This is a genomic window from Planococcus beigongshangi, assembly GCF_016820495.1.
GTDB lineage: Bacteria > Bacillota > Bacilli > Bacillales_A > Planococcaceae > Planococcus > Planococcus beigongshangi.
Genome location: NZ_JADHDU010000011.1, coordinates 33,468 through 54,987 on the forward strand (window position 1 = coordinate 33,468; position 21,520 = coordinate 54,987).

At 44.6% G+C, this 21,520-nt stretch carries 38 protein-coding genes; 37 read left to right on the plus strand and 1 reads right to left on the minus strand.

What is annotated here, in order from left to right; translation table 11 throughout:
* Nucleotides 1-191: 191 nt before the first annotated feature.
* The 37 genes from rpsJ (at nt 192) to IQ294_RS15485 (ending at nt 21,287) form a co-directional block, all read left to right on the plus strand.
* Nucleotides 192-500 carry a 30S ribosomal protein S10 gene (rpsJ, locus tag IQ294_RS15305; protein WP_033542800.1) on the plus strand — a complete coding sequence of 103 codons (309 nt, stop codon included), beginning with the start codon at nt 192-194 and terminating at the stop codon, nt 498-500.
* A gap of 46 nt (nt 501-546) precedes the next feature.
* Nucleotides 547-1,176, plus strand: coding sequence for a 50S ribosomal protein L3 (gene rplC, locus IQ294_RS15310; protein ID WP_203334929.1), 630 nt, complete (start codon nt 547-549; stop codon nt 1,174-1,176).
* 29 nt (nt 1,177-1,205) lie between these two features.
* Nucleotides 1,206-1,829 (plus strand): 50S ribosomal protein L4, encoded by a 624-nt coding sequence (gene rplD, locus IQ294_RS15315; protein ID WP_203334930.1) that lies wholly within the window; start codon nt 1,206-1,208, stop codon nt 1,827-1,829.
* Nucleotides 1,829-2,113: a 50S ribosomal protein L23 gene (gene rplW, locus IQ294_RS15320; RefSeq protein WP_203334931.1), complete on the plus strand. Its 285-nt coding sequence runs from the start codon at nt 1,829-1,831 to the stop codon at nt 2,111-2,113. The genes rplD and rplW overlap by 1 nt, the downstream gene beginning before the upstream one ends.
* A 47-nt stretch (nt 2,114-2,160) precedes the next feature.
* Entirely contained in the window at nt 2,161-2,991 is an 831-nt protein-coding gene (rplB, locus tag IQ294_RS15325; protein WP_203334932.1) for a 50S ribosomal protein L2, read from the plus strand.
* 60 nt (nt 2,992-3,051) lie between these two features.
* Nucleotides 3,052-3,330: a 30S ribosomal protein S19 gene (gene rpsS / locus IQ294_RS15330; protein ID WP_033542795.1), complete on the plus strand. Its 279-nt coding sequence runs from the start codon at nt 3,052-3,054 to the stop codon at nt 3,328-3,330.
* Between the two features lie 19 nt (nt 3,331-3,349).
* A complete protein-coding gene (rplV, locus tag IQ294_RS15335; RefSeq protein WP_203334933.1) occupies nt 3,350-3,691 on the plus strand; it encodes a 50S ribosomal protein L22 in 342 nt (113 codons plus the stop codon).
* A 3-nt stretch (nt 3,692-3,694) separates the two neighbouring features.
* A complete protein-coding gene (rpsC, locus tag IQ294_RS15340) occupies nt 3,695-4,351 on the plus strand; it encodes a 30S ribosomal protein S3 (protein WP_033542793.1) in 657 nt (218 codons plus the stop codon).
* A 1-nt stretch (nt 4,352) separates the two neighbouring features.
* Nucleotides 4,353-4,787, plus strand: coding sequence for a 50S ribosomal protein L16 (gene rplP, locus IQ294_RS15345; protein ID WP_203334934.1), 435 nt, complete (start codon nt 4,353-4,355; stop codon nt 4,785-4,787).
* The gene (rpmC, locus tag IQ294_RS15350) at nt 4,777-4,977 is read left to right on the plus strand and encodes a 50S ribosomal protein L29 (RefSeq protein ID WP_006828936.1); all 201 of its coding nucleotides are present in this window, start codon (nt 4,777-4,779) and stop codon (nt 4,975-4,977) included. Before rplP ends, rpmC begins: the two co-directional genes overlap by 11 nt.
* A gap of 24 nt (nt 4,978-5,001) precedes the next feature.
* Entirely contained in the window at nt 5,002-5,265 is a 264-nt protein-coding gene (gene rpsQ / locus IQ294_RS15355) for a 30S ribosomal protein S17 (protein ID WP_203334935.1), read from the plus strand.
* A gap of 47 nt (nt 5,266-5,312) precedes the next feature.
* On the plus strand, nt 5,313-5,681 hold the full coding sequence (rplN, locus tag IQ294_RS15360; RefSeq protein ID WP_036803916.1) for a 50S ribosomal protein L14: 369 nt from the start codon (nt 5,313-5,315) through the stop codon (nt 5,679-5,681).
* 35 nt (nt 5,682-5,716) lie between these two features.
* Nucleotides 5,717-6,028: a 50S ribosomal protein L24 gene (gene rplX / locus IQ294_RS15365; RefSeq protein WP_203334936.1), complete on the plus strand. Its 312-nt coding sequence runs from the start codon at nt 5,717-5,719 to the stop codon at nt 6,026-6,028.
* A gap of 27 nt (nt 6,029-6,055) precedes the next feature.
* Complete coding sequence (gene rplE, locus IQ294_RS15370; RefSeq protein WP_203334937.1) at nt 6,056-6,595, plus strand: 50S ribosomal protein L5; 540 nt, start codon at nt 6,056-6,058, stop codon at nt 6,593-6,595.
* Between the two features lie 19 nt (nt 6,596-6,614).
* Nucleotides 6,615-6,800: a 30S ribosomal protein S14 gene (rpsN, locus tag IQ294_RS15375; RefSeq protein WP_006828941.1), complete on the plus strand. Its 186-nt coding sequence runs from the start codon at nt 6,615-6,617 to the stop codon at nt 6,798-6,800.
* Between the two features lie 29 nt (nt 6,801-6,829).
* Entirely contained in the window at nt 6,830-7,228 is a 399-nt protein-coding gene (rpsH, locus tag IQ294_RS15380) for a 30S ribosomal protein S8 (RefSeq protein WP_203334938.1), read from the plus strand.
* A gap of 30 nt (nt 7,229-7,258) precedes the next feature.
* Nucleotides 7,259-7,798: a 50S ribosomal protein L6 gene (gene rplF / locus IQ294_RS15385; RefSeq protein WP_203334939.1), complete on the plus strand. Its 540-nt coding sequence runs from the start codon at nt 7,259-7,261 to the stop codon at nt 7,796-7,798.
* Between the two features lie 33 nt (nt 7,799-7,831).
* On the plus strand, nt 7,832-8,194 hold the full coding sequence (rplR, locus tag IQ294_RS15390) for a 50S ribosomal protein L18 (protein WP_203334940.1): 363 nt from the start codon (nt 7,832-7,834) through the stop codon (nt 8,192-8,194).
* 20 nt (nt 8,195-8,214) lie between these two features.
* Nucleotides 8,215-8,715, plus strand: a complete 501-nt coding sequence (gene rpsE, locus IQ294_RS15395) for a 30S ribosomal protein S5 (protein ID WP_203334941.1) — start codon at nt 8,215-8,217, stop codon at nt 8,713-8,715.
* Nucleotides 8,716-8,728: 13 nt separating this feature from the next.
* The gene (rpmD, locus tag IQ294_RS15400; RefSeq protein ID WP_144841129.1) at nt 8,729-8,911 is read left to right on the plus strand and encodes a 50S ribosomal protein L30; all 183 of its coding nucleotides are present in this window, start codon (nt 8,729-8,731) and stop codon (nt 8,909-8,911) included.
* A gap of 33 nt (nt 8,912-8,944) precedes the next feature.
* Nucleotides 8,945-9,385, plus strand: coding sequence for a 50S ribosomal protein L15 (gene rplO / locus IQ294_RS15405; RefSeq protein WP_203334942.1), 441 nt, complete (start codon nt 8,945-8,947; stop codon nt 9,383-9,385).
* Nucleotides 9,385-10,680 (plus strand): preprotein translocase subunit SecY, encoded by a 1,296-nt coding sequence (gene secY, locus IQ294_RS15410; protein ID WP_203334943.1) that lies wholly within the window; start codon nt 9,385-9,387, stop codon nt 10,678-10,680. The genes rplO and secY overlap by 1 nt, the downstream gene beginning before the upstream one ends.
* Nucleotides 10,681-10,740: 60 nt before the next feature.
* A complete protein-coding gene (locus tag IQ294_RS15415; RefSeq protein ID WP_203334944.1) occupies nt 10,741-11,394 on the plus strand; it encodes an adenylate kinase in 654 nt (217 codons plus the stop codon).
* 418 nt (nt 11,395-11,812) lie between these two features.
* Complete coding sequence (gene infA / locus IQ294_RS15420; protein ID WP_006828950.1) at nt 11,813-12,031, plus strand: translation initiation factor IF-1; 219 nt, start codon at nt 11,813-11,815, stop codon at nt 12,029-12,031.
* A gap of 37 nt (nt 12,032-12,068) precedes the next feature.
* Nucleotides 12,069-12,182: a 50S ribosomal protein L36 gene (rpmJ, locus tag IQ294_RS15425; RefSeq protein ID WP_006828951.1), complete on the plus strand. Its 114-nt coding sequence runs from the start codon at nt 12,069-12,071 to the stop codon at nt 12,180-12,182.
* 24 nt (nt 12,183-12,206) lie between these two features.
* The gene (gene rpsM / locus IQ294_RS15430) at nt 12,207-12,572 is read left to right on the plus strand and encodes a 30S ribosomal protein S13 (protein ID WP_033542779.1); all 366 of its coding nucleotides are present in this window, start codon (nt 12,207-12,209) and stop codon (nt 12,570-12,572) included.
* A gap of 25 nt (nt 12,573-12,597) precedes the next feature.
* The gene (gene rpsK, locus IQ294_RS15435; RefSeq protein ID WP_203334945.1) at nt 12,598-12,987 is read left to right on the plus strand and encodes a 30S ribosomal protein S11; all 390 of its coding nucleotides are present in this window, start codon (nt 12,598-12,600) and stop codon (nt 12,985-12,987) included.
* Between the two features lie 129 nt (nt 12,988-13,116).
* The gene (locus IQ294_RS15440) at nt 13,117-14,061 is read left to right on the plus strand and encodes a DNA-directed RNA polymerase subunit alpha (RefSeq protein ID WP_203334946.1); all 945 of its coding nucleotides are present in this window, start codon (nt 13,117-13,119) and stop codon (nt 14,059-14,061) included.
* Between the two features lie 48 nt (nt 14,062-14,109).
* Complete coding sequence (gene rplQ, locus IQ294_RS15445; protein ID WP_008432531.1) at nt 14,110-14,484, plus strand: 50S ribosomal protein L17; 375 nt, start codon at nt 14,110-14,112, stop codon at nt 14,482-14,484.
* 280 nt (nt 14,485-14,764) lie between these two features.
* Nucleotides 14,765-15,613: an energy-coupling factor ABC transporter ATP-binding protein gene (locus tag IQ294_RS15450; protein ID WP_203334947.1), complete on the plus strand. Its 849-nt coding sequence runs from the start codon at nt 14,765-14,767 to the stop codon at nt 15,611-15,613.
* Nucleotides 15,589-16,461 carry an energy-coupling factor ABC transporter ATP-binding protein gene (locus IQ294_RS15455; RefSeq protein WP_203334948.1) on the plus strand — a complete coding sequence of 291 codons (873 nt, stop codon included), beginning with the start codon at nt 15,589-15,591 and terminating at the stop codon, nt 16,459-16,461. Before IQ294_RS15450 ends, IQ294_RS15455 begins: the two co-directional genes overlap by 25 nt.
* Nucleotides 16,458-17,255, plus strand: a complete 798-nt coding sequence (locus IQ294_RS15460; RefSeq protein WP_203334949.1) for an energy-coupling factor transporter transmembrane component T family protein — start codon at nt 16,458-16,460, stop codon at nt 17,253-17,255. The genes IQ294_RS15455 and IQ294_RS15460 overlap by 4 nt, the downstream gene beginning before the upstream one ends.
* 11 nt (nt 17,256-17,266) lie before the next feature.
* On the plus strand, nt 17,267-18,010 hold the full coding sequence (gene truA / locus IQ294_RS15465) for a tRNA pseudouridine(38-40) synthase TruA (RefSeq protein WP_203334950.1): 744 nt from the start codon (nt 17,267-17,269) through the stop codon (nt 18,008-18,010).
* A gap of 196 nt (nt 18,011-18,206) precedes the next feature.
* A complete protein-coding gene (gene rplM, locus IQ294_RS15470) occupies nt 18,207-18,644 on the plus strand; it encodes a 50S ribosomal protein L13 (protein ID WP_203334951.1) in 438 nt (145 codons plus the stop codon).
* 29 nt (nt 18,645-18,673) lie between these two features.
* Nucleotides 18,674-19,066, plus strand: coding sequence for a 30S ribosomal protein S9 (gene rpsI / locus IQ294_RS15475; protein ID WP_033542771.1), 393 nt, complete (start codon nt 18,674-18,676; stop codon nt 19,064-19,066).
* A 171-nt stretch (nt 19,067-19,237) separates the two neighbouring features.
* A complete protein-coding gene (locus tag IQ294_RS15480; protein WP_203334952.1) occupies nt 19,238-20,305 on the plus strand; it encodes an Mrp/NBP35 family ATP-binding protein in 1,068 nt (355 codons plus the stop codon).
* Between the two features lie 295 nt (nt 20,306-20,600).
* Nucleotides 20,601-21,287 (plus strand): KinB-signaling pathway activation protein, encoded by a 687-nt coding sequence (locus tag IQ294_RS15485; RefSeq protein ID WP_203334953.1) that lies wholly within the window; start codon nt 20,601-20,603, stop codon nt 21,285-21,287.
* A gap of 35 nt (nt 21,288-21,322) precedes the next feature.
* On the opposite strand, the gene IQ294_RS16360 is transcribed toward IQ294_RS15485, so the two are convergent.
* Nucleotides 21,323-21,520 (minus strand): hypothetical protein (locus IQ294_RS16360; protein WP_238942871.1); only part of this gene is annotated, 198 nt, incomplete at its 5' end.

Genomic DNA, 21,520 nt, shown 5'->3' on the forward strand with positions numbered 1-21,520 from the left:
AAAGCGAATTAGAAAGAATTTCGTGGAAACACTTGCGAAGTTCTTTTTTATTTTGTATAATGGTGAATGTTGGTCTTTGACTGCGATGAAGCGAGAGGTTACCGATACACCCGGCCGCTTTGCCATGGCGAGTGATTGGAAAATTTTCGTGGAGAATGTCTATCAAAAATAGGCGAAAAGGAGGGAAAATAATGGCAAAACAAAAGATTCGTATCCGTTTAAAAGCATATGATCACAGAATTCTGGATCAGTCTGCAGAGAAAATCGTGGAAACTGCAAAACGTTCAGGTGCAAGTGTTTCGGGACCAATCCCGTTGCCGACTGAAAAGTCTGTATACACGATCCTGCGTTCAGTCCACATTTACAAAGATTCTCGTGAGCAATTTGAAATGCGCACACATAAACGTCTGATCGATATCGTCAATCCTACACCACAAACTGTAGATGCATTGATGAAATTGGATTTACCATCCGGCGTTGACATTGAAATTAAACTTTAATCGGCAACGAAATAGAAAAAACAAAAATTTGCAGGAGGTGTGACAAATGACCAAAGGAATCTTAGGTAGAAAAATCGGTATGACGCAAGTTTTTGCTGAGAACGGTGATTTAATCCCTGTAACTGTAATTGAAGCTGCTCCAAACGTAGTGCTTCAAAAGAAAACAGTTGAGGTTGACGGCTATGAAGCAGTCCAACTAGGTTTTGAAGACAAGCGCGAGAAGCTTGCCAACAAACCTTCTAAAGGACACGTCGCAAAAGCTAACACTGCTCCTAAGCGCTTCATTCGCGAACTTCGCAATGTAAACTTAGCTGATTACGAGATTGGTCAGGAAGTCAAAGTTGATGTATTCGCAGAAGGCGATGTAGTAGATGTTACAGGAACAACGAAAGGTAAAGGTTTCCAGGGTGTTATTAAACGCCACGGACAATCACGCGGACCAATGAGTCACGGTTCACGCTACCACCGTCGTCCTGGTTCAATGGGTCCGGTTGCTCCTAACCGTGTATTCAAACAGAAGAAATTACCTGGTCAAATGGGTGGCACGACAATTACGATTCAAAACCTTCACATCGTGAAAGTTGACGTTGAACGTAACTTGCTTCTTATTAAAGGTAATGTTCCTGGATCTCGTAAAGCATTGATTCGCGTTAAATCAGCAATCAAAGCTAAATAATCATTTTTTGAAGAAAGGAGGAAACAGGAATGCCTAAAGTAACAGTATTAAACCAAACAGGTTCACAGGTTGGCGATATCGAGCTGAACGATTACGTTTTCGGTATCGAACCAAATGAAGCCGTACTATTTGAAGCTGTGATTGCACAACGTGCTTCACTTCGTCAAGGTAACCATAAAGTTAAAAACCGTTCTGAAGTAGCCGGTGGCGGTAAAAAGCCATGGCGTCAAAAAGGGACTGGACGTGCCCGTCAAGGTTCGATCCGTTCACCACAATGGCGCGGCGGTGGTATCGTCTTCGGACCAACACCACGCAGCTACAGCTATAAATTGCCTAAGAAAGTACGCCGTCTTGCAATGCGTTCAGCTTTGTCTTCGACAGTAGTGAACGAAAACTTGATGGTACTTGAAGGGCTAACTTTCGATGCACCAAAAACAAAGTCTTTCTTGCAATTGCAAAATGACCTTTCATTGGGCAAAAAAGTATTGTTCGTAACAGAGGATGTTAACGAAAACTTAGCATTGTCTGCACGCAACATCCAAGGCATGACAGTAATCACTGCAACTGGCATCAATGTTCTTGATCTTCTTGGACATGATAAAGTTGTAATGACAAAAGCTGCAGTCGAAAAAATTGAGGAGGTGCTTAGTTAATGGAAGCACGTGATGTATTAAAACGTCCGGTCATTACTGAGCGATCTTCTGAAGTAATGGCAGATAAGAAGTACACTTTTGAAGTGGACACTCGCGCAAACAAAACACAAGTAAAACAAGCGGTTGAAGAAATCTTCGGCGTGAAAGTTGAAAAAGTCAACATCATGAACTACAAAGGTAAATTCAAGCGTATGGGTAAACATGCAGGATACACAAACAAACGCCGTAAAGCGATTGTTAAATTGACTGCTGAATCTAAAGACATTGAATTGTTCGAGATTTAATTTCCTTAAGTTCTGATAAGGACTAATCAAAGAAGGAGGGAAACAACGTGGGGATTAGAAAATACAAACCTACCACTAACGGTCGTCGTAACATGACAACGTCTGATTTCGCTGAAATCACTACGAACAAGCCTGAAAAATCGCTTTTAGCACCAGTTAAGCGTAAAGGCGGCCGTAACAACCAAGGTAAAATTACTGTACGCCATCACGGTGGTGGACATAAACGCCAATACCGTATCATCGATTTCAAACGTAACAAAGATGGCATTCCAGGGCGCGTTGCTACGATCGAATACGATCCGAACCGTTCTGCAAACATCGCATTGATCCACTATGCGGATGGAGAAAAACGTTACATCCTTGCTCCTAAAGGAGTAGGCGTTGGAACTCAAATCATGTCAGGTGAAACTGCCGACATCAAACCAGGTAACGCTTTGCCGTTGTCTAACATCCCGATGGGCTCTACAATCCATAACATTGAAATGAAGCCAGGCGCAGGCGGACAATTGGTTCGTTCAGCTGGTACTTCAGCTCAGGTTCTTGGTAAAGAAGGTAAATACGTAACAGTTCGTCTGCAATCAGGTGAAGTTCGTATGATCCTTGCTACTTGCCGCGCTACAATCGGTGCAGTAGGAAACGAACAGCATGAACTGATCAACATCGGTAAAGCTGGACGTAACCGCTGGAAGGGTAACCGCCCAACTGTCCGCGGATCTGTTATGAACCCGAACGACCACCCGCACGGTGGTGGTGAAGGCCGTACGCCAATCGGACGTAAATCTCCAATGTCTCCATGGGGCAAACCGACTCTTGGATACAAAACTCGTAAGAAAACGAACAAATCCGATAAATTTATCGTACGTCGTCGTAAAAAATAATTTGATTTCGCTGCGGTTCGAGATAAGAACCGTGGTGCAATCACGAAGGGAGGATCCCAAATGGGCCGCAGCTTGAAAAAAGGACCTTTTGCAGATGATCATCTTTTGAAAAAAGTTGACGCACAGAAGGACTCTGAGAAAAAACAAGTGATCAAAACTTGGTCTCGCCGTTCTACAATTTTCCCGACATTCATCGGACAAACAATCGCAGTATACGATGGTCACAAACACATTCCTGTTTATGTGACTGAAGACATGGTCGGCCATAAACTAGGTGAATTTGCGCCAACACGCAAATACGCTAGTCATGGTGCAGATGATAAGAAAACAAGACGTTAATTGAGAGGAGGATTTCCCCATGCAAGCAAAAGCTGTCGCTAGAACAGTACGTATTGCTCCTCGTAAAGTCCGTTTAGTAGTAGATTTAATCCGAGGCAAGCAAATTGGCGAAGCCGTTGCGATTTTGAACCACACTCCGAAAGCAGCATCTATTGTTGTTGAGAAGTTATTGAAATCTGCAGCTGCTAATGCTGAACACAACTACGAAATGGATCTGAACAACTTGGTTGTCAGTGAAGTATTCGTTGACGAAGGTCCAACATTGAAACGTTTCCGTCCAAGAGCAATGGGACGCGCAAGCGCAATTAATAAACGTACAAGCCACATCACATTAGTGGTATCTGAGAAGAAGGAGGGATAATTCGTGGGACAAAAAATACATCCAATAGGTATGCGTATCGGAATCATTCGTGACTGGGAGTCCAAATGGTACGCTGAAAAAGACTATGCGACACTTCTTCACGAAGATATTAAAATCCGTGAATACATCGAAGCACGTTTGAAAGAAGCTTCAGTTTCTAAAATTGAAATTGAGCGCGCTGCAAACCGTGTGAACGTAACAATTCATACTGCAAAACCAGGAATGGTAATCGGTAAAGGTGGATCTGAAGTAGAAGTACTTCGCAAACAGCTTAACTCTATGACTGGCAAACGCGTACACATCAACATCATAGAAATTAAGAGAGCTGACCTTGATGCGAGACTAGTTGCTGAAAGTGTTGCACGTCAATTGGAAAACCGTGTGTCTTTCCGTCGTGCACAAAAACAGGCAATCCAGCGCACTATGCGTTCTGGCGCTAAAGGGATCAAAACTCAAGTATCTGGACGTCTAGGCGGCGCTGACATTGCGCGTGCTGAACACTACAGTGAAGGTACTGTTCCGCTCCATACGCTTCGTGCTGACATCGATTATGCACACGCTGAAGCTGACACAACTTACGGCAAACTTGGCGTAAAAGTATGGATCTACCGCGGTGAAGTCCTTCCAACTAAGAAGAAAACTGAGGAAGGAGGCAAATAATATGTTATTGCCTAAACGCGTTAAATATCGTCGTGAGCACCGAGGCAAGATGCGCGGGGAAGCTAAAGGCGGCAAAGAAATCGCATTCGGCGAATACGGTCTTCAAGCTCTGGAATCATCTTGGATCACTAACCGTCAAATCGAAGCTGCACGTATTGCAATGACACGTTACATGAAACGTGGCGGTAAAGTCTGGATTAAAATTTTCCCGCATAAACCATACACGAAAAAGCCTCTTGAGGTTCGTATGGGTTCTGGTAAAGGTTCACCTGAAGGCTGGGTAGCTGTAGTAAAAACTGGTAAAATAATGTTCGAACTTGCTGGAGTATCTGAAGAAGTGGCACGCGAAGCATTGCGCCTTGCATCTCACAAACTTCCGGTTAGAACCAAGTTCGTAAAACGTGAAGAAATTGGTGGTGAATCGAATGAAAGCTAATGAAATCCGTGACCTAACCACTGCTGAAATCGAACAAAAAGTGAAATCACTGAAAGAAGAGCTTTTCAACCTTCGCTTCCAATTGGCTACTGGTCAATTAGAAAATACGGCTCGCATCCGCGAAGTTCGCAAAGCGATCGCACGTATGAAAACTGTGATTCATGAAAGAGTACTCAGTGGAAACAACTGATAAATCGAGAGGAGGTTTGCTAGTATGACTGAGCGTAATCAACGCAAAGTATACACAGGCCGTGTTGTGTCTGACAAAATGGACAAAACCGTTACAGTAATGGTTGAAACTCAAAAGAAGCATGCATTTTACGGCAAACGTGTAAAATACTCGAAGAAATATAAAGCTCATGATGAGCAAAACGAAGCTAAAATTGGCGATATCGTTCGCATCATGGAAACTCGCCCGCTATCAGCTACTAAACGCTTCCGTTTGATAGAAGTAGTAGAAAAAGCGGTTATCATTTAATTTAAATAATTTCGGAACGTAAGAAATTCCGGAGGGAGGTTACCTAAGTGATCCAACAGGAAAGTCGTTTAAAAGTTGCAGACAACTCGGGTGCTCGTGAAGTACTAGCGATTAAAGTACTTGGTGGTTCTGGTCGTAAGACTGCAAACATCGGTGATGTTATCGTTTGTACCGTGAAAAAAGCAACACCAGGTGGCGTTGTTAAGAAGGGTGAAGTCGTTAAGGCTGTTATCGTTCGCACGAAAAGCGGGGCTCGTCGTAAAGACGGTACTTACATCAAATTTGATGAAAATGCATGCGTCATTATCCGTGACGATAAAGGTCCACGCGGAACTCGTATTTTCGGACCTGTTGCACGTGAATTACGTGACAACAACTTCATGAAAATCGTTTCACTTGCTCCTGAAGTTCTTTAATAAATCAATGTGCCATACCAAGGAGGTGCGACAGAATGCATGTTAAAAAAGGTGATAAAGTTAAGGTAATCTCAGGCAAAGACAAAGGCAAAACAGGCGTTGTCCTTACTGCTTTACCTAAAAAAGACCGTGTGGTTGTTGAAGGTATCAATATCATCAAGAAACACACAAAACCGAACCAGGCAAACCCGCAAGGCGGAATTGTCAGCCAGGAAGCAGCTATCCACGTTTCAAACGTAATGTTGCTTGATCCTAAATCAGGTGAGCCGACTCGCGTTGGATACAAGATTGAAGATGGCAAAAAAGTTCGTGTTGCAAAAAAATCCGGTGAAAAATTTAACAACTAAAACTCTTGAATGAAGGGAGGTACACACATGAACCGCCTAAAAGAAAAATATGTGAATGAAATCACTCCTGCTCTAGTGAGCAAGTTTGAATATAAATCAGTCATGCAAGCACCGAAAGTTGATAAAATCGTTATCAACATGGGTGTTGGCGAAGCAGTCCAAAACACTAAATCACTTGATTCAGCTGTTGAAGAATTGCAGACAATTTCTGGTCAAAAACCAGTAATCACTAAAGCTAAGAAATCTATCGCTGGCTTCCGTCTTCGTGAAGGTATGCCAATCGGTTGTAAAGTTACACTGCGCGGAGAGCGTATGTATGACTTCCTGGATAAATTGATTGCTATCTCACTTCCACGTGTACGTGACTTCCGTGGTGTCTCGACTAAATCATTCGACGGCCGCGGCAACTACACACTTGGTGTGAAAGAACAATTGATCTTCCCTGAAATCGATTATGACAAAGTAAACAAAGTACGCGGTATGGATATCGTAATTGTAACAACTGCGAACTCTGACGAAGAAGCTCGTGAGTTATTGACACAATTCGGAATGCCGTTCCAAAAGTAAACGTGAGGGAGGCGTAAACGTGGCTAAAAAATCTATGATTGCAAAACAAAAACGCACGCCAAAGTTTAAGGTACAAGAGTACACACGCTGTGAACGATGCGGACGACCGCATTCAGTACTGCGCAAATTCAAACTTTGCCGTATTTGTTTCCGTGAACTTGCATATGTGGGACAAATTCCTGGTGTCAAAAAAGCCAGCTGGTAATCCCCTAATTTGGGAAGGAGGTAAATGTAATGACAATGACTGATCCGATTGCAGATATGCTTACTCGCATTCGTAATGCGAATATGGTTCGTCACGAAAAATTAGAGCTTCCGGCTTCTAATGTGAAAAAAGACATCGCTGAAATTCTTAAGCGTGAAGGTTTCGTTCGTGACGTTGAATATGTAGAAGATGACAAGCAAGGCATGATTCGTATTTTCTTGAAATATGGATCAAACAACGAACGCGTTATTACTGGGTTGAAACGTATTTCAAAACCAGGACTTCGTGTTTACGCTAAAACTGACGAGGTGCCACGTGTACTAAACGGTCTAGGTATCGCTTTAGTATCGACATCACAAGGTGTAGTAACTGATAAAGAAGCCCGCGCGAAACAAATCGGCGGAGAAATATTAGCATACGTTTGGTAATAAACAACAAACGAATGGAGGTGCAACAGAATGTCACGTGTAGGTAAAAAACCAATCGAGGTACCAGCTGGCGTTACGATCACTATTGGCGACAATAATGAAGTAACGGTAAAAGGACCTAAAGGCGAGCTATCTCGCACATTTAACCAAGATATCACTATTTCTCAAGAAGAGAACGTGTTAACATTGACACGCCCTTCTGACTCTAAAGACCACCGCACAAACCACGGTACAAGCCGTGCGTTGTTAGCTAACATGGTTACTGGCGTTTCACAAGGATTCGAGCGTACGCTTGAATTAGTGGGTGTCGGATACCGTGCTCAGCTGCAAGGCAAGAAATTGGTTCTTAACGTAGGTTACTCTCACCCGGTTGAATTTACTCCGGCAGAGGGCGTTGAAGTCGAAGTCCAAGGAAACACTAAAGTTGTCGTAAAAGGCATCGATAAAGAACATGTTGGAGCTCTTGCTTCGAACATCCGCCAAGTGCGTCCGCCAGAGCCGTATAAAGGTAAAGGTATTCGCTACGAAGGTGAAGTTGTTCGCCGTAAAGAAGGTAAAACAGGTAAATAATGCTGCTTAGGCAGGCTGAAAGGAGTGACCTCAGTGATTACGAAACTCGATAAAAACGCATCACGTAAAAAACGTCACGCTCGCGTACGTTCTAAAATTACGGGTACAGCAGAACGTCCGCGTTTAAACGTATTCCGTTCGAACAAATACATTTATGCACAATTGATCGACGATATGAATGGTGTGACACTTGCAAGTGCATCTTCAATGGATAAAGATTTCTCCGGCGAAGCAACAGGCAACGTGGAAGCAGCAACTAAAGTCGGCGAAGCAATTGCGAAGAAAGCTACTGAAAAGGGCTTGAAATCGGTTGTTTTCGACCGCGGTGGTTATTTATATCATGGACGTGTTAAAGCTCTTGCAGATGCTGCACGTGAAAACGGTTTACAATTTTAAAAGAAGGAGGGACACATTTCATGCGTCGTATTGATCCAAACAAACTTGAACTTGAAGAGCGCGTAGTTACGATTAACCGCGTAGCGAAAGTTGTAAAAGGTGGACGTCGTTTCCGTTTCTCCGCATTAGTTGTTGTAGGCGACAAAAATGGTAATGTCGGATTTGGTACTGGTAAAGCACAAGAAGTTCCAGATGCAATCCGTAAAGCTATTGAAGATGCGAAGAAAAACTTGATTGAAGTACCTATGGTTAAAGGTACTACTCCACATCTAGTAACAGGACGTTTTGGCGCAGGCCAAATCCTTATCAAACCAGCTTCACCAGGTACTGGTGTAATCGCCGGTGGACCTGTTCGTGCGGTACTTGAATTAGCCGGAGTACAGGATATCTTGTCTAAATCTCTAGGTTCAAGCACACCAATCAACATGGTACGTGCTACTATTAACGGTTTGACTCAACTGAAAAGTGCTGAAGAAGTTGCAAAACTTCGTGGTAAATCAGTAGAAGAACTGTTAGGATAGGAGGGAAAATTACATGGCTACTAAACTTGAAGTTACCCTCACAAAATCTGTGATCGGTTCAAAACCGGCACAACGCAAAACTGTTCAGTCTCTAGGCTTACGTAAAATGCATCAGACAGTCGAGCATCAAGACAATGCTGCTATCCGCGGTATGCTTGATAAAGTCGCTCACTTAGTAACTATTAAAGAAGTTTAATCCCTGATTTCTATAGAAGGAGGTGCCAACTAAATGAAACTTCATGAATTAAAACCAGCAGAAGGTTCACGCAGCTCAAGAAAGCGCATCGGACGCGGTATCGGTTCAGGTACTGGTAAAACAGCAGGTAAAGGTCATAAAGGTCAAAACGCCCGTTCAGGCGGCGGTGTTCGTCCTGGATTCGAGGGTGGTCAAAACCCATTGTTCCGTCGTTTGCCAAAACGTGGATTCACTAACATCAACCGTAAAGATTACGCTATCGTGAACTTGGATGTATTGAACCGTTTCGATGAAGGCACAGAAATTACACCTGCATTGCTTATTGAATCAGGTGTCGTCAGCAACGAAAGATCTGGAATCAAAATCCTTGGTAATGGTAGCTTAGAAAAGAAATTGAATGTTAAAGCTCACAAATTCTCTGGATCAGCTAAAGAAGCGATTGAAGCTGCCGGTGGTCAAACAGAGGTGCTTTAATGTTTCAGACAATCTCAAATTTTATGCGCGTGACTGATATTCGAAATAAAATCATCTTTACTTTATTGATGCTCGTCATTTTCCGTATCGGAACTTTTGTTCCGGTGCCGAATGTCGATGCTTCAGTTTTACAGGCTGCCGATCAGGTTGGCCTGATTGGATTCTTAAATACTTTCGGTGGAGGCGCCCTTGCCAATTTCTCGATTTTGGCTATGGGAATCATGCCTTACATTACAGCATCAATCATTGTGCAATTATTGCAGATGGATGTTGTACCGAAATTTGCTGAGTGGGCGAAACAAGGGGAAGTCGGAAGACGGAAACTTGCACAATTCACTCGTTACTTCACAATCGTACTCGCTTTCATCCAGGCAATTGGTATGTCCTACGGGTTCAACCAAATGAATAACGGGATGTTGATCAAAGATGATTCAATTTCAACTTACATTGTAATTGCAATCGTTTTGACAGGTGGTACGGCGTTTCTACTGTGGCTGGGTGAGCAGATTACGGCAAAAGGTGTGGGGAACGGTATTTCGATTATCATCTTCGCAGGGATTGTCGCTGCAGTACCAGGTGCAATTAACCAATTATATGCACAGCAGATCCAAGGAGCTGGCGATCAGCTTCCGATCAATATCGCTATCATGGCGTTGCTTGCATTAGCAGTTGTTGCCATTACTGTATTGGTCATTTACGTTCAGCAAGCGCTGCGTAAAATTCCGATCCAGTATGCAAAACGTGTTGCTGGCCGTGGCCAGACAACGGCGGGTCAACAAACGCATTTACCTTTGAAAGTGAACGCGGCCGGAGTTATCCCGGTAATCTTTGCAGTAGCGTTTATGATCACGCCTCAAACCATTTCTTCTTTCTTTGGTTCCAATTCTTTTACGGATGCTATACAAAATACATTCGATTACACTAAGCCGGTCGGCATGATCATTTATGTCGGGTTGATTATTGCATTCACGTATTTCTACGCATTCATTCAGGTTAACCCTGAAAACGTATCGGACAATCTGAAGAAGCAGGGTGCATATATCCCGGGAATCCGGCCGGGTAAAAATACACAGGATTACTTAACAAGCGTGCTTTACCGATTGACATTTGTCGGAGCTATCTTCCTTGCGGTCATCTCGATTCTGCCGATTTTCTTCATCAATGTTGCCGGCTTGCCGCAATCAGCGCAAATCGGTGGTACGAGTCTTCTGATCGTAGTCGGGGTAGCACTTGAGACGATGAAACAATTGGAATCGCAACTTGTAAAACGTCATTACAAAGGCTTTATGAAATAAAAGATGTAGGGTAGGAACGTGAAAACGTTCCTTATCCGCTTGTCTGAGGGGGCACTCCGTATGAATATCGTATTAATGGGTTTGCCTGGCGCCGGTAAAGGTACACAGGCAGACAAAATTGTTGAGAAGTACGACATCCCTCATATTTCTACAGGTGATATGTTTCGCGCAGCTATCAAAGGCGGCACGGAACTGGGCTTGAAAGCAAAATCGTTCATGGATCAAGGTGCGTTGGTGCCTGATGAAGTGACTATCGGTATCGTCCGTGAGCGCCTTAGCAAACCGGATTGTGAAGATGGCTTTCTTTTAGACGGCTTTCCTAGAACAGTCCCTCAAGCTGAAGCTCTAGAATCTCTTCTTGCTGACATCGGCAAAAGAATCGAGCATGTCGTAAATATTAAAGTAGAAAAAGATGAATTGATTGCACGTTTGACTGGCCGCTGGATCTGTAAGGTTTGTGGAACTGCTTACCATACTGTGTTCAATCCACCGGAAGTTTCCGGTATTTGCAACAAAGATGGCGGAGAGCTCTATCAGCGTGAAGATGACAAGCCTGAAACTGTAACCAACCGTCTTGAAGTTAATATGAAACAAACTCAGCCGCTGCTTGACTTTTACGGAAGCAAAGGCGTGCTGGAAAATATAAATGGACAGCAGGACATTCAAAAAGTATTTGCTGACATTGATGCTCTTCTAAAGGGCGACCGAGGATAATCCCCGGCGCCGGGCGCAGTTAGTTGCCTCCATGCGGCTTTAAGGAGCACCGGAGATATGAATTTTCGAGAGCTGCAAAAGCTTGGTGCCTTATTATATGAAAGTCGATGCCGAATGCCCGCAGACACAAGTCTGAATCGTGCAATTCAGCATTGGAAATAGTATAATGGGTTTCGTGGAAGCATCTGTGTAACAGGTTTGGAACTCATCCTAAGCAGTCCGGGCGCTCGAGGATAAGTGAGGCTGTAGGGCTTAACCGGATCATCCCGACCTGCTGAATCGCGGGAAGCGGAACCTGGAAGATGTCTTTTATATGTCACTCACGCAATCCTGGTGAATGAATAGAAAACAATTATTCAATCAGCATTTACTGTTCGAAGATGAGGGCTGACTTGTATACAGAAGGGAGACTGGGTCGATGGCGAAAGACGATGTAATTGAAATCGAAGGAACAGTCGTTGAGACTTTGCCTAACGCGATGTTTAAAGTAGAATTGGAGAATGGCCATACGATTCTTGCGCATGTATCTGGCAAGATCCGCATGCACTTCATCCGCATTCTGCCGGGGGACAAAGTTACAGTTGAACTATCTCCTTACGATTTAACGCGCGGTCGTATCACATACCGTTTTAAATAATCTTTTGCACTCCGGACTACTAAGGAGGTTGGGTTAGATGAAAGTGAGACCATCTGTGAAACCGATCTGCGAAAAATGTAAAGTTATTCGCAGAAACGGAAAAGTCATGGTAATCTGTGAAAATCCGAAACACAAACAAAGACAAGGCTAATATTGAAGGAGGTGCATCGAACACATGGCACGTATTGCTGGTGTTGACATTCCGCGCGACAAACGCGTAGTTATTTCATTAACTTACATTTTCGGTGTTGGTAAAACAACTGCTCAGAAAGTTCTTTCTGCTGCTGGTATCTCTGAAGATACACGAGTTCGTGATCTTACAGAAGATGAGTTGAACAATATCCGTGAACAATTGGATCAATACAAAATCGAAGGTGACCTTCGCCGTGAAGTATCAATGAACATCAAACGCTTGATGGAAATTGCAAGCTTCCGGGGTATCCGCCACCGCCGTGGACTACCTGTACGCGGTCAGAATACGAAGAACAATGCGCGTACGCGTAAAGGTCCTCGTAAAACAGTTGCGAACAAGAAAAAATAATCAGTAAAGGAGGTTTCTTCTTAACATGGCACGTAAACAACAAACTCGTAAGCGTCGTGTGAAAAAGAATATCGAATCAGGTATTGCTCACATCCGCTCAACATTCAACAACACAATTGTTACGATTACAGATATGCAAGGTAACGCACTATCTTGGTCAAGCGCAGGTGCACTAGGATTTAGAGGATCACGTAAATCTACACCTTTCGCTGCTCAAATGGCTGCAGAAACCGCTGCAAAAACTTCGATTGAACACGGTTTGAAAACTTTGGAAGTTACAGTTAAAGGTCCTGGTTCAGGTCGTGAAGCTGCAATCCGTGCGCTTCAAGCTGCTGGACTAGAAGTTACAGCTATCAAAGATGTAACTCCAGTTCCTCATAACGGTTGCCGTCCGCCAAAACGCCGTCGCGTATAATCGTTAATCTGAATAGGATTTTTGAACATCACGACTTACTGAATGTGTTCTGAATCGTTGCGAAAGTCTGTGACTATCGAATTCTTGGTTTAACGAAATACACCGACGTTTTGAAGGAGGGTAAAATGAATGCTCGAAATAGAAAAACCAAAGATTGAAACGGTTGAGATCGATAGCAATGCCAAATTCGGCAAATTTGTTATCGAACCACTTGAGCGTGGATATGGAACCACTTTAGGAAACTCCTTACGTCGAATCTTACTTTCATCTTTACCAGGCGCTGCTGTTACTTCAATTCAAATAGATGGCGTGTTGCATGAATTCTCCACTGTCGAAGGTGTAGAAGAAGATGTGGCATCAATCATCTTGAATATTAAGAAACTGGCTCTGAAAATTTACTCTGACGAAGAAAAAGTCATTGAAATTGACGTAAAAGGTGATGGAACGGTTACGGCTGCAGATATTACTCACGATAGTGATGTAGAAATTCTGAATCCGGATCTATATATCGCAACAATCGCTAAAGGCGGCCACTTGCGCATGCGCATGTATGCTAACCGCGGCCGTGGATACGCTCGTGCAGATCAGAACAAACGTGAAGATCTTCCGATCGGCGTTATCCCGATTGACTCAATTTATACTCCAGTTTCACGCGTGAATTACCAGGTGGAAAATACTCGTGTGGGCCAGTTGGCACATTTCGATAAACTTTCACTCGATGTTTGGACAGATGGCAGCATTGGTCCAAAAGAGGCGATTGCGCTTGGAGCTAAAATCTTTACTGAGCATTTGAATATCTTCGTAGGATTGACGGATGAGGCACAAACTGCTGAAATCATGGTTGAAAAAGAAGAAGACCAAAAAGAGAAAGTCTTGGAGATGACTATCGAAGAGCTTGATCTTTCAGTCCGTTCTTACAACTGCTTAAAACGTGCGGGTATCAACACGGTACACGAACTGGCAAGCAAGTCGGAAGACGACATGATGAAAGTACGCAACCTTGGACGCAAATCACTTGAAGAAGTCAAAGTGAAGTTGGAAGATTTGGGCCTTGGCCTTCGTAAAGAAGACTGAGTTCCGAACTCGGATCCGAACTATTTTTAATAAAGGAGGGAAACTTCAATGAGAAAGCTTCAACGTACAAGTTCTCAACGTAAAGCACTATTACGTGACCTTACAACAGACCTAATCGTACACGAACGCATTCAAACGACTGAAGCTCGTGCGAAAGAAGTGCGCTCGACTGTAGAAAAAATGATTACACTTGGTAAACGTGGAGATCTTCACGCTCGCCGTAAAGCAGCAGCATGGATGCGCCGTGAGTTGGTAACAACTGCAGACGCTGAAGGCAACGAAACAACAACTTATGCATTGCAGAAATTGTTTGATGATGTTGCACCACGTTACGCTGACCGTCAAGGCGGATACACGCGCATCATGAAAATGGGGCCTCGTCGCGGAGATGGCGCACCAATCGTTATCATCGAATTAGTTTAATCTTCATCTGGAGAGGGTTCACGCCCTCTTCTTTTAGCATATTGATTTATACGACACATATGAAAAGCTGAGCGTTATGATGAGCGAGCCGAAAGGCGGCGTCTTGTCTAGCTCTACGCACCTCATTCAACCCCGGCTTAAGCAATCGGGGAGCCATAGAGACAGAAAAGCGCATTTCTCTGAATGAGGTGCGCGCTTTTTTTTATTCTTTTTACATTTTACATATGCTTATCTGAACGAGTAGAGTAGAGATGAGAAGAGCCAGAGGAGGTCAGCCTAGATGAATTTGGATATATTGTCATTTGAAAATGTGACATTCACATATGATACAGAAGACGGCACGGTCTTGCCGGCAGTGGCGAAAGTATCTTTTGCCATTCAGCCAGGCGAATGGGTGGCGCTTGTCGGCCACAACGGTTCGGGCAAATCGACCATTGCAAAATTAATGAACGGGCTGCTTTTTCCGCAAGAAGGATCAGTGAAAGTGATGGGTCATACCATGTCTGAAGAAACGTTATGGAATATCCGATCGCAAATGGGTATGGTATTTCAGAATCCTGACAACCAGTTTGTCGGAGCGACGGTACAGGATGATGTCGCTTTCGCTTTGGAGAATAACGGTGTGCCGCATGCAGAAATGGTGGAACGGGTGCATGAAGCTCTGCACCAGGTGAAGATGGCGGATTATAAAGATCATGAGCCCCATCATCTGTCGGGTGGTCAAAAGCAACGGGTGGCCATAGCAGGGGCACTCGCAATGCGGCCGAAATTGCTGATTTTGGATGAAGCCACTTCGATGCTGGATCCCCAGGGGCGTATGGAAGTGATCGAAACCATTCGGCGCTTGCGTGAATCGACCGGCCTTACAGTGATCTCCATTACACATGATCTGGAAGAAGCAGCTTTAGCAGGGCGTATGATTGTCATGAATGAAGGGCATAAGCATGTGGAAGGGGCCCCGAAAGATGTGTTTAAACGCGGCGATGAATTGACTGGAATGGGCCTCGATCTGCCTTTTGCGATGCGTATGACGCATTTATTGCAGGAGGCGGGGGTAGGTTTACAGGAAGAGCATATGACAGAAGATAAGTTGGTGGATGAACTGTGGAAATATTACTCGAAGGCGTAGGCTATAGTTACGCGGAGGATACACCATTTGAAAAGAGGGCATTAACGGACGTTGATCTTCATATTCCGTCAGGTTCCTATACCGCGATCATCGGTCATACAGGTTCCGGCAAGTCGACCATCCTGCAGCATTTGAACGCACTGCTGAAACCGACAGAGGGCGTCGTTACGATAGGCGACCGGAAAATCGAAGCGGGTGTTAAAGCAAAGGATTTACGCAAAATCCGGCGCCAGGTAGGCATTGTTTTCCAATTTCCCGAACAACAGCTTTTTGATGAAACCGTCTTAAAAGATATCATGTTCGGTCCGCTCAATTTCGGGGTGCCGGCAGAAGAAGCGGAACGGCGCGCGCGGGAACTGGTGGTTCAGTTGGGGCTGCCCGAAGATGTGCTGGAGAAATCACCTTTTGACCTGTCAGGTGGCCAAATGCGGCGTGTCGCAATTGCTGGTGTACTGGCAATGGAGCCGGAAGTGCTCGTGCTTGATGAACCGACAGCCGGTCTGGATCCAAGAGGACGTCAAGAAATAATGGATCTCTTCCATGAATTGCATTTGACGAAAAAGCTGACGACAATTTTAGTGACCCACAGTATGGAAGATGCGGCAAGATACGCCGACCGCGTTGCGATTATGCATAAAGGCCGATGCGTGGTGACAGGTGAACCGGCAGCCATCTTCTCAAATGAAGAGCAATTGGGCGATTATAGCCTGCAACCGCCGAGAAGCGTGCAGTTTCAGCGTGATTTCGAAAAACGTACGGGTTTATTGCTGGATAGTGTTTCACTCACTGAAGAAGCGCTGGCGAAGAATATTGCAGCAGCGCTTTCGAAAGGAAGTGACGACCGATGATGGAGAAAATGATATTCGGCCGTTTTATTCCGGGTGATTCCTTGGTTCACAGACTTGACCCACGGGCAAAGATCCTTTTTGTGTTCCTGTTCATCGGAATCGTGTTTGTGGCGAATAATGCCATCGGTTATGCTTTACTGCTCGGATTTACGCTATTGATCGTTTTCCTATCGAAAATCCGGCTTTATTTTTTGATAAACGGGTTGAAACCGATCTTTATTTTATTGATATTCACCTTTCTCCTGCATTTGTTTTTCACGAGGGAAGGGGATCTGTTATTCAGTTTCTGGATCATAGAAATCTATGAAGAAGGGTTGCGGCAAGGGATTTTCATCTCGATCCGATTTTTGGTGCTGGTCTTCATGACGAGTATCCTGACATTGACGACATCGCCGATTTCCATTACGGACGGGATAGAAATTTTGCTGGGGCCATTCAAAAAGATCAAATTGCCTGTGCATGAGCTGGCATTGATGATGTCGATTTCACTGCGTTTCATCCCGACATTGATGGATGAAACCGGGAAAATCATCAAAGCGCAAATGGCGCGTGGCTCCGATATCGGTTCGGGTCCGATGAAAGAACGCATCAAAGCAGTGGTTCCTTTGCTGATCCCGTTATTCGTCAGCGCCTTTAAACGCGCAGAGGATTTGGCGACAGCGATGGAAGTGCGCGGATACCGCGGCGGTGAAGGCAGAACCCGTTTCCGTCAGCTGGATTGGCGATTGGCGGATACGCTCAGCTTTGTCTTATTGGCAGGACTCACTGCCGTATTATGGTATTTCCGCACATAAGGAGAGAAATTATGAAACGAATGAAAGCGACGATTGCCTATGATGGTTCGGGTTTCGCCGGCTATCAGATACAGCCCGACTCGCGTACTGTACAAATTGAATTGCTGAAAGTATTGAAGAGGATCCATAAAGGGCAGGATGTTCAAGTGGTGGCGAGCGGCCGGACAGATGCCAAAGTGCATGCGACCGGCCAGGTCATCCATTTTGATACGGCATTCACGATTGCTCCCGCGGGCTGGCTGAAGGCATTGAATGTGCTGCTGCCGGAAGATATCCGGGTGCTCGCGATTGAAGAGGCCTTGCCGGGATTTCATGCGCGTTACCATACTACCGGTAAAACATACCGCTATAAATGGGATCGCAGTCCGATCATCAGTCCGTTCACCCGCAACTATCTGGTGCACTTGAAACAGCGTCCTGATATAGAAGCGATGAGAGAAGCGGCAAAAGCGATTTTGGGCACACATGATTTTTCCTCTTTTTGTGCAGCCAATACAGGAGTGGTCGATAAAGTGCGGACGGTTCGCCGGCTGGATTTTGAAGAACACGGGGAAGAACTGCATATGATCATCGAAGGTTCGGGTTTCCTCTATAATATGGTGCGCATCATTGCGGGCACATTGATGGAGGTCGGAACCGGCCGGCTGCAGCCTGAAGCGCTGAAGGAAATCATCCGTTCAGGAGACCGGGGAGCGGCAGGGAAAACGGCAGCTCCCCATGGTTTATACCTGGAAAAGGTGGAGTACGGGGACTGAAGCAACCAATCCAGGTGTTTTTAGAAAAACACTTGACTTTTTGGCGCTGGCGTTATAACATGATGTATGGTATTTTCATTACCCCCACGATATGCCCCGGAAGGTTATTTGTGTTAAGGGATAACGAAAAAACGGAACAGCGGAACACTGTATTTTTAAATTTTAAACGAGACGATTTATTAGGAGGACAATATACATGCGTACAACATTCATGGCTAAAGGTCACGAAGTAGAGCGTAAATGGTTGGTTGTCGATGCAGAAGGGCAAACTCTTGGACGTTTAGCTTCTGAAGTCGCTTCAATCCTACGCGGTAAATACAAACCAACATTCACACCAAACGTTGACACAGGTGACCACGTGATCATCATCAACGCTGACAAGATCCATCTTACAGGTAACAAATTGGCTGATAAGATCTACTATCGCCACACACAATTCACTGGTGGCTTGAAACAGCGCACAGCAGGCGAAATGCGTGATAAATACCCAACTAAAATGCTTGAATTGGCTATCAAAGGGATGCTTCCTAAGAACTCTCTTGGACGCCAGACTTTCAAGAAACTTCATGTCTATGCAGGACCAGAACATAACCACCAAGCACAACAACCGGAAGTTTACGAACTACGCGGTTAATAACCAGTAAATTAGAGGAGGATACACCTTTGGCACAAGTTCAATATTTAGGTACAGGTCGTCGTAAAAACTCAACTGCCCGCGTACGTTTAGTACCAGGTGACGGCACAATTACAATTAACAACCGTGACGTATCGGATTACGTTCCATACGAAACTCTTGAGCAAATCATCAAGCAGCCACTAGTAGCTACTGAAACTCTTGGAAGCTATGATGTTCTTGTAAACGTAAGAGGCGGAGGCTTCACAGGTCAAGCTGGAGCAGTACGCCACGGAATCGCTCGCGCTCTACTAACTGTAGACCCTGCTTTCCGTCCAGCACTTAAATCTGCTGGATTGCTAACTCGTGACCCACGTATGAAAGAACGTAAGAAACCAGGTTTGCGTTCAGCTCGTCGTGCACCACAGTTCTCAAAACGTTAATATTCCTGAAACCCCTTTTCTCTTCGGAGAAGAGGGGTTTTATTTGTTTTTGTGATGCAATTACTGAACGGCTGGTTTTGCTTTTCTTCTATAAGAAGACAGAATTGATTTAAAATGATTAACGCTATGTTATACTTTACGGTGAGCAAAAGTGATAAGGAGTGTATTTATATGATGACTGAAGTACAAGTTCGCGAATTACTCGGAGAGCTTCAAGATCCGTTTTTACATAGATCGTTGACAGAGACTGATGGGATTACTTCTGTAAGGATCAAAGAAGAAAAAAGCCATGTCAGTGTTAAATTGGCGATCGCTAAGGTGAACACCCCTGAACAGATGCAATTGCAGATGAAAGTGGTTGAAATTTTAAAAGGAGCGGGCGCAGATTCAGTCGGCATCCGTTTTGAAGAGCTGGCTCCGGAAGCGATGGCTAAATTCCGCGGCACAGCCAATGAATCCGAAGCCCAGGATCTTTTATCTCCACTTAATAAAGTGGAATTCATCTCGATTGCCAGCGGTAAAGGCGGCGTCGGTAAATCCACGGTTTCCGTAAACCTGGCGATCGCCCTTGCACGCCTTGGCAAAAAAGTCGGTTTGATTGATGCGGATATTTACGGTTTCAGTGTTCCTGATATGATGGGGATTGAAAAAACGCCGGTTGTGCGCGGCGATACGATCATCCCGGTTGAGCGTTTTGGCGTCAAAGTCATTTCGATGGGCTTCTTCGTTGAAGAGAACATGCCAGTCGTCTGGCGCGGACCGATGCTTGGTAAAGTCCTCGATCAATTCTTCCGTGATGTGGAATGGGGCGATCTGGATTACCTTCTATTGGACTTGCCTCCGGGCACGGGAGATGTGGCACTTGATATTCATCAGATGCTGCCGGCTTCCAAAGAGATCGTCGTTACGACTCCTCACCCGACAGCAGCATTTGTAGCGGCGAGAGCGGGAGCGATGGCGCTGCAGACAGATCACGAGGTTTTGGGAGTTATCGAGAATATGTCGTGGTTTGAAAGCAAAGAAACAGGCAAGAAAGAGTATCTATTCGGCCAGGGCGGCGGACCAAAACTTGCAGAAGAACTGCAAGTGCCGCTGCTCGGACAGATTCCTCTGGGCCAGCCTGATTGGAACGAAGCTGATTTTGCACCTTCTGTTTATTTGGAAGATCATCCGACAGGCAAGCTTTATGGGGAGATCGCTGAAGGCATTCTTAAGCAATTTGCAGCTAAACGTCAATAATCGGAATCCGGGACCTCTCGCAGGTTCCGGATTTTTTATGGGAAGTATTCTAAAAGGTCTATTGGTAGGGAAGAGTTATTAATTCAGCTGATTTTCATGTGTAAGTACTGTATGTTATGTCGGAAAGGCTGTCAGAGTCTATCCGGAATTGGTGATTACGGCGTTAATTGTGCCTAAAGTCTGAACGGATGCCGTGACTTCAAGGTTTGTTCACATCTGTTTGATATCGCGAATGGATTTTTGCCTTTGTGATTGGTACAATCTTAAAAGAAGTTCAAATAACGGAGGCATTAATGTGACAATACGAAATTGGGTAAAATTCTTTATAAATGCAATGCTTATCGGTGGAGGGGTAACCGGTATACTCGGTATATTCATACGCTGGAATGACGTTTTCGCAACACCGTTTGCGAATGGCGATTGGGGCGAATTAATTGCTGGCTTCGTTTGGATGATAGTAGTCGGGATGACAATGAGCTTAATCGCTCAGATGGGCTTTTTTGCGTATCTGACCATCCATCAATTCGGGATCAATATTTTCAGAACGCTGACGCTATGGAATTGGGTGCAATTATTGATCATAGCAGTCGTGATTTTCGACTTGATTGTATTCCGCTTCATGCCGAATGCGGATACTGCAGCTCAAGGCTGGCTGTATGCCGGACTCCTTGCGATTTTAATCGGGACAGCTGTGGTCACGGCATATTTCAAAGCGAAGTGGACGACAAAATCGACTTTCATTTCCGCCTTATTCTTCATGATTGCAGTTACAACGCTTGAATGGCTTCCTGCGCTGATGGTTCAGGCAGGGAACGTGGACAGCTGGGTGACACTGCTGCTCTTCCCGTTCTTGGCGGTAAACGCGTATCAACTTTTGGTGCTGCCGAAATACAATGCCAAGTCTGATGAAGACCGGGAGAAACTTGAAGCACGCCGAGCTGCCCGGAGAGAAAATGCAAAACCCGCTGTAAAAAAATCCTAGGATTTTAAAATGCCTGCTCACACAGCAGGCATTTTTCATTTGGAATAAATTTTGAAACCCGCTGCAGGAACATCAATGGTTTGACAGAGTCCACTCAAGAAATTACAGAAGGAAAAACTAATTTCAAAAAAACTTTTCAAAATCTGTTGACAGAGAATAGAAGATGCTTTAATATAATAAAAGTCGCCGAGCAACAAAGCGACAAACTTGAACCTTGAAAACTGAACAGCAAA